This window comes from Streptomyces sp. NPDC051561, assembly GCF_044454195.1.
Classification (GTDB): Bacteria; Actinomycetota; Actinomycetes; order Streptomycetales; family Streptomycetaceae; genus Streptomyces.
This window is the reverse complement of sequence record NZ_JBITDM010000040.1, coordinates 24,979-31,379: the sequence shown is the minus strand read 5'-3', so window position 1 is coordinate 31,379 and position 6,401 is coordinate 24,979. Positions and strand designations below refer to the sequence as shown.

The 6,401-nt window shown below is 69.8% G+C and carries 5 protein-coding genes and 1 pseudogene; 1 reads left to right on the top strand and 5 read right to left on the bottom strand.

Annotated features, from left to right (window positions below):
* Positions 1 to 108 precede the first annotated feature (108 nt).
* From htpG to ACIA73_RS40330, 3 genes and pseudogenes are all read right to left on the bottom strand, one after another.
* Positions 109 to 2,028, bottom strand: a complete 1,920-nt coding sequence (htpG, locus tag ACIA73_RS40340; RefSeq protein WP_399443991.1) for a molecular chaperone HtpG — start codon at positions 2,026 to 2,028, stop codon at positions 109 to 111.
* A 107-nt stretch (positions 2,029 to 2,135) separates the two neighbouring features.
* A pseudogene (locus ACIA73_RS40335) lies at positions 2,136 to 2,471 on the bottom strand (hypothetical protein); the annotation flags it as partial.
* A 546-nt stretch (positions 2,472 to 3,017) separates the two neighbouring features.
* The gene (locus tag ACIA73_RS40330; protein WP_399443990.1) at positions 3,018 to 3,701 is read right to left on the bottom strand and encodes an esterase/lipase family protein; all 684 of its coding nucleotides are present in this window, start codon (positions 3,699 to 3,701) and stop codon (positions 3,018 to 3,020) included.
* Positions 3,702 to 3,898: 197 nt separating this feature from the next.
* On the opposite strand from ACIA73_RS40330, the gene ACIA73_RS40325 reads away from it, so the two are divergent.
* The gene (locus ACIA73_RS40325; RefSeq protein ID WP_399443989.1) at positions 3,899 to 4,822 is read left to right on the top strand and encodes an LLM class F420-dependent oxidoreductase; all 924 of its coding nucleotides are present in this window, start codon (positions 3,899 to 3,901) and stop codon (positions 4,820 to 4,822) included.
* Positions 4,823 to 4,993: 171 nt separating this feature from the next.
* On the opposite strand, the gene ACIA73_RS40320 is transcribed toward ACIA73_RS40325, so the two are convergent.
* The gene (locus ACIA73_RS40320) at positions 4,994 to 5,545 is read right to left on the bottom strand and encodes a group III truncated hemoglobin (protein WP_399443988.1); all 552 of its coding nucleotides are present in this window, start codon (positions 5,543 to 5,545) and stop codon (positions 4,994 to 4,996) included.
* A complete protein-coding gene (locus tag ACIA73_RS40315) occupies positions 5,542 to 6,291 on the bottom strand; it encodes a thioredoxin domain-containing protein (RefSeq protein WP_399443987.1) in 750 nt (249 codons plus the stop codon). Before ACIA73_RS40315 ends, ACIA73_RS40320 begins: the two co-directional genes overlap by 4 nt.
* Between the last annotated feature and the right edge of the window lie 110 nt (positions 6,292 to 6,401).

Here is a 6,401-nt window from a genome sequence, read left to right as displayed (position 1 = left end):
CGCCCCGCCGCGCCGCCCGCCCCCCCCCCGCCCCGGGGCCCCCCCCCCCCCGGGCGCGCCCGCGCCGCCCCCCCCCCCCCCCCCCCCCCCCCCCCCCCCACCCCGTGGTCACAGCGTGCGGGAGAGGCGGTCGGTGAGCAGCCGGGTGAAGCGGGCCGGGTCGGGCAGGTCGCCCCCCTCGGCGAGGAGTGCGCTGCCGTAGACCAGTTCGGCGGTCTGCGCCACCGCGGGGTCGTCCGCGTTGGCGTCGTGGGCGGTGCGCAGTGCCGTGATCAGGGGATGCGTGGGATTCAGTTCCAGGATCCGCTTCACGGTGGGCAGTTGCTGTCCCATCGCCCGGTACATCTTCTCCAGGGTGGGCGTGACGTCGTGGGCGTCACCGACGATGCAGGCCGCCGAGGTCGTCAGACGGGACGACAGACGGACCTCCTTGACCTGCTCGGACAGGGTGCCGGTCAGCCACGGCAGCAGGGCGGCGAAGTCCTGCTCGCGCCGGGCCTTCTCGGCGTCGGACTGCCCGTCCCCGTCGGCGGTCCCGTCGAGGTCGACCTGGCCCTTGGCGATGGACTGGAAGGAGTGGCCGTCGAAGGCCGGGGCCCGGTCGACCCACACCTCGTCGACCGGGTCGGTGAGGATCAGGACCTCGTACCCCTTGGCGGTGAGGGCCTCCATGTGCGGGGAGTTCTCCACCACGGCGCGCGTCTCGCCGGTCAGGTAGTAGATGGCGTCCTGGCCGTCCTTCATGCGCGCGACGTAGTCGCGCAGGGTGGTGGGCTTCTCCGGGTCGTGCGTGGAGGCGGCCGACACCAGCCCCAGCAGGGCCTCGGCGTTGTCCGTGTCCTCGATCAGCCCCTCCTTCAGCGCCCGGCCGAACTGAGCCCACACGGTGGCGTAGCGCTCGGCGTCCTTGGACTGCATGTCCTTCAGGGCGCCGAGCACCTTCTTGACCAGCCGCCGGCGCATGCCCTGGATCTGCCGGTCGTGCTGGAGGATTTCGCGGGAGACGTTCAGCGACAGGTCGTGGGCGTCCACGACACCCTTGACGAAGCGCAGGTAGTGGGGCATGACCGCTTCGCAGTCGTCCATGATGAACACCCGCTTGACGTACAGCTGCACGCCTCGCTTGGTCTCGCGGGAGAACAGGTCGAAGGGGGCCTGCGAGGGGATGAACAGCAGCGCCTCGTACTCGAAGGTGCCCTCGGCGCGCATGTGGATCGTCTCGGCCGGGGGTTGCCAGTCGTAACTGATCTGCTGGTAGAACTCGTTGTACTCGTCCTCGGTCACCTCGGAGCGTGGCCGGGCCCACAGCGCCTTCATCGAGTTGAGCGTCTCGACGTCCTCGGTGGTGCTGCCCTCGGCATCGGTGCCTTCGGTGGCCATGCGGATGGGCCAGCGGATGAAGTCCGAGTACTGCTTGACGATCTGACGGATCTTCGACTCGGACAGGTAGTCGGCCAGCCCGTCCTCGCTGTCGGCGGGCTTGAGGTGCAGGGTGACCGAGGTGCCCACAGGCAGGCCGTCGACGGTCTGGAGGGTGTAGGCGCCCTCGCCGTCGGACTCCCACTGCGTGCCGGAGTCGGTGCCGGCCCGCCGGGTGCGCACGGTGACCTTGTCGGCGACCATGAACGCCGAGTAGAAGCCGACGCCGAACTGGCCGATCAGGTTCTCGGCGGTCGTGGCGTCCTTGGTCTCCTTGATCTTCTCCAGCAGGTCGGCGGTGCCGGACTTGGCGATGGTGCCGATCAGCTCCACGAGGTCGTCCCGGCTCATGCCGACGCCGTTGTCACGGACGGTCAGCGTGCGGGAGTCCTTGTCGGTCTCCAACGAGACGTGCAGGTCGGCGGTGTCGACCCCGGCGAGAGTGGAGTCGGTCAGCGATTCCAGCCGCAGTTTGTCCAGGGCGTCGGAGGCGTTCGAGATCAGCTCGCGCAGGAAGATGTCCTTGTTCGAGTAGATCGAGTGAATCACCAGGCGGAGCAACTGGCGTGTCTCGGCCTGGAACTCCAACGTCTCGACACTGGTGGTCATGTGGGTGCCTTTCTCTGGAATGCGGCAGATGTGGCGTGGGCGGGGATGGGTACGGACGGGGTACGGGCGCAGCCGGGGGCTGGTACGGATCGGGGTCAGGCATCGTCGGCCGCGGCGCGCTCTGCGGCCCTGGCCTGCCGGGTGGCCGTCACACGCTGCTCGCCGGTGGTGCCGGCGGCGCCGGGACGGCCGCGCAAGTACCGGCGCTCTGCGGCCTGACGGCTGGCCACGCCCAGGGGCCCGGCGAGGTCCGCCCAACTGGCACCCGCCGCGCGGGCCGTCTCGATCAGACCGCTCTCCCACCCGGCAAGCCGCTCGCGCACCTGCCGCAGCAGCAGCAAGGAGGCCAGGGCCTGCTCCGTACCGGGGACGGCCGCGGTGGCGCTCTCGTGCTGAGAGCCTGTGTCTAAACCCCGGCCGGGCGCCCGCCGCCTGGCACGCACGCTCGCGGCGTTGCCGAAATGCCCTAGTAGCTCCTTCCCCGAGCTCTCAACTTCGTTCGAGCAGGGGAGACCCCAGCGAGGACCTTCCAGCGCCTTGCGATCGCACGCACCAGACGACGTTCGCTGATCCGACCGGGGTTTAGACACAGGCTCTGAGCGTCGCGCAGCGTGTCGTCGACGGCGGCAAGGGCCGCCGCGGCTGCCAGGAAGGACGCCGGACTGTGGGCGTCGCCGCGGGTCGCGGGCGGGCGATCGGCAGCGGACACGAGCACCTCCCTCGATCCGTCCGTGACTGTGCCATCTCGTTTGTCATCCATTGGATGACGAACGGGTCAGCACTTTACAACGCGGCCGGTGGAGCGCATCAGCGGTGTCACCAAGGCTGCACGGAAGCCACCCACCCCCGGGCCCGGCTCGACCGCCGGTCGCGCCGCACGCCGAGCCGACGACGGACGGCGTCGAAGGCCAGGTCGAAGGAGTCGTACGCGCGCAGTGCCCCCCCCCGCAGCCAATGACTGCGGGGGGCGCTGCGCTTGCCGGGGCACGTCACCGGAGGTGCGTCTTGACCTCTTCGTAGACCTTCTGGTCGGTGCGCAGGCCGCTGTGGTCCAGGCAGCCGGTGGTGGTGTTGACGGCTCCGGCCAGGGCAACGCTGTCCCGCGGGTTGATGACGCTGTCGCACGGGGAGGCCCATGTGGCGTAGCGGGGAGCACCGGGGGTCTCGTCACCGGAGTTGAGGGCGCCCAGGAAGTCGGACCCCGGCCGCATTTCCACGCACGAGGCCCCACCGCACCATTGCGCGAGGGTCGTTCCGTGGTTGGGCCCGGCGAGGGAGACCCAGGCGTCCACCTTCGCGGCGCCGTTGAGATTCTTGAGGTAGTAGCGGGAGGAGAGGCTTCCCATGGAGTGGGCGACGACGTCGACCTTGGTGGCACCGGTGCGGTCCAGGACACGCTGAATCTCTTCGGCGAGCTGTGCGGCAGTCGTGGTGTTCGACTGAGCAGTGTCGTAGGTCCACTGGTCGAGGCGGTCGGACGGCCAGCCGTCCGTCCTGAAGCGGCCTGCCATGGTCTGCCAGACGGAACCGTCCGAGTTCCACCCGTGGACGAAGACGACCGGATCTGGGGCGACGGCCGCGGGTTGCACAGCGGCCGCGAACGCGGGGCCGGGGAGAAGGGACGCGAACGCGAGGAGGAGCGTGCACATGCTCCGCGGCAGGTTTCTGATCACCGGAGATGTGTAGCGCACGCACAGTCTGAACAACACCGCCCACCTGGCGAGTTCACCCGTTCGACGGCAGGGATTCACCGCAGAAACGCCGGAGCCCCGAGGGCCTGACGCCCTGCGGCAGCCGCGTACACACGATTGACAAGCAGCTGTCACACAGAACCGGAATGTGTGGCCAACTCCCCCTGGTTTCACTAGGCATGACTATAGGAGTAACGCTCAACGCGACCGACGCCGACAATCAGATCGACGCCTCGGTGGGACTCGCTCACGAGGCCGTGGCGGCCGGGCTGCGGTCGGTCTGGTTCGGACAGACCTTCGGCGCGGACTCTCCCCAGCTCGCGGCGATCGTCGGACGAGAGGTGCTCGGCCTGCACGTGGGCACGTCGGCGATCCCCGTCTTCGGCCGTCACCCGCTACTGGTCTCCAGCCAGGCACAGACCGCCCAGGCGGCCACCCACGGCCGCTACCACCTCGGACTGGCGCTCGGCACCAAGCTCCTGACCGAGGCGGGCTTCGGTATTCCCTTCGAGCGGCCCATCGCGCGCCTGCGTGAATTCCTCACCGCGCTGCGGCAGTTGACCGAGACCGGCTCCGCGGATTTCCACGGCGAACTGCTCACCGCGACGACACCGGTTCCCGCCCGCGTACCGGGCGCCGGGGCCGGGGTGCCGTTGCTCGTCGCCGCGATGGGGCCACAGGCGCTGCGTGCCAGCGGTGAACTGGCGGACGGAATCCTGCCGTACCTGGCGGGGCCGCGCGCACTGAGCGAGCACATCGTTCCGGCCGTCACCGCGGCGGCGGAGGCCGCCGGCCGGCCCGCGCCCCGCATCGTCGCCCTGGTGCACGGCGTGGTCACCGACGAGGTCGACTCCGTACGGGAGAAGGCCACCGAGCAGCTCGCGTTCTACGAGCAGATCCCTTCCTACGCACGGGTCATCGAGCTCTCCGGCGGCCGACGGGCCGCCGACGTCGCCGTGATCGGCGATGAACGGAAGGTAGCTGCCGAGGTGCGGCGGTACCGGGACGCCGGGGCGACGGAGGTGGTGTTCTCGGGAACGGAGATCGCCGGAGAGGCTGATCGGCGCCGTACCTGGTCGCTCCTGGGGGAGCTGGCCGACTGAGGGCGGGGCTTGACCGGTGTGAGCAGTGCGAGCCCTGGCCGGTCTCCCGGGAGCGCGCGATCACGACGCCGACTCGAAGCGCCTCTGGGATCTGATGGCGTGTCAGGCTCCCTGCTGGGTGGACCGGTTGTCCGGCGCGGTGGTCGCCCGGTCACAGGTCCGACCGGAAAATCACCCGGCCGAATGTATCCGGCCGCGCAACTGAAGTGCCGACAGGGGTACGAAGCCGGGGCCTTCGCCGTCGGTGGGGGCCTCGCCGCCGTTGAGCCGCTTCGGCATCGTCTTCGCGACGCGTTCACCCTGCGCCTTGGCCCGTTCGGCGTTGGGGCCCGCGTACATGCCGTCGATGGCGGCGCGCCAGAGCTGGAGCCAGCGCCCGAAGTGCTCCGCGCCGAGGGGGCTGATCCGGTGCAGTTGCTTGTGCGGGGTGAGGGCGTTGCGGCGGTATTCGGCCGAACGCAGAAGGGCGCTCTCCCAGAAGTCCGTCACTCGGGGCAGGTGCGTCTCCAGATCGACGCCGGCGATCTCGGTGAAGTACCGCCCGATCAGGGGGTCTTCGAAGGCGATGGCGTAGAACCGGCGCAGTAGTGCGTCGATGTCCGCACGCGATTCGAGGTCGCAGGCAGGGTAGTTGATGCCGCTTGCACGGTGCTCGCGCTCACCAGGTGCGTCCGGTGCGTTCGGAGTGTGCGGGGGACCGGGGAACCCACCCGGCGCGGTCATGCCACACCCTCGTTCTTCAGCAGCTCCGCGAAGTCCGCTGCGTCGAACAGGACGTCGCCGTCCGCCACCTTCGTACCGTCCAGGAACACGGCGGGAACGGACTTCTCACCACTGGACTGGAACGCCTTCAGCGAGGCGTCGACCCAGTCCCGGTAGGAGAGTTCTCCGACCGCCCTGTCGAACGCGTCGCCGCGCAGTCCCTCCACCTGCGAGGCGAGCCTCAGCAGGAACGCGTTCGTGAATCCTTCGGCCTCCTCACTGCCCTGAGCGGTGAAGACGGCCTCTTGGTACTCGGCGAACTTCCCCTGTTCCAGGGCTGCTCGCAGTGCGTTGGCCGCCCGGGTGGAACCCGCCACCTCGCCCCGGTCCAGGAACGAGGCAAGGGTGTACTCGGCCTTGAGCTTTCCGGCCGCCACTGCCTTCGCGACGGCCTGCCCGCCACCAGTCTCGAACTTGGCGCAGTAGCCGCACTGCGCGTCCACCGCGATCCGTACGGTGTGCGGCGCGTCCTGCTTGCCCACCACGATCGTGGTGCCGTCCTCGGCGAGCGCCGCCGGAAGGTCCTTCGCGTGCCCGGCGGGCCGAGGTGCCTGGCCGGTGTCCTCTGCGGAGACTTCCGCGGCGGCGCGGGGAGGCGAGGCACAGGCGGCGGCGGCCACGGCGATCAATCCGGCCGCCAGTACGGCGACCGTCGCTCTCACCGATCTGCGCAGACGCGTGAAGCGCGGGCATTTCGCAACGGTCATGGGCCTGAACCTCCTGGGGCGTACCTGGGTCCTCCTCCCCTCACGCTAGGCAGGCCGGACCGTCCGTGGCCCCGGCAGAAGGCCCCACCTGCGGGTACTAGGTCCCGAAA

Coding starts and splice junctions, on each gene's coding strand:
- htpG (WP_399443991.1), bottom strand. CDS start 2,028: ATGACCACCAGTGTCGAGACGTTGGAGTTCCAGGCCGAGACACGCCAG.
- ACIA73_RS40325 (WP_399443989.1), top strand. CDS start 3,899: ATGACTATAGGAGTAACGCTCAACGCGACCGACGCCGACAATCAGATC.
- ACIA73_RS40320 (WP_399443988.1), bottom strand. CDS start 5,545: ATGACCGCGCCGGGTGGGTTCCCCGGTCCCCCGCACACTCCGAACGCA.
- ACIA73_RS40315 (WP_399443987.1), bottom strand. CDS start 6,291: ATGACCGTTGCGAAATGCCCGCGCTTCACGCGTCTGCGCAGATCGGTG.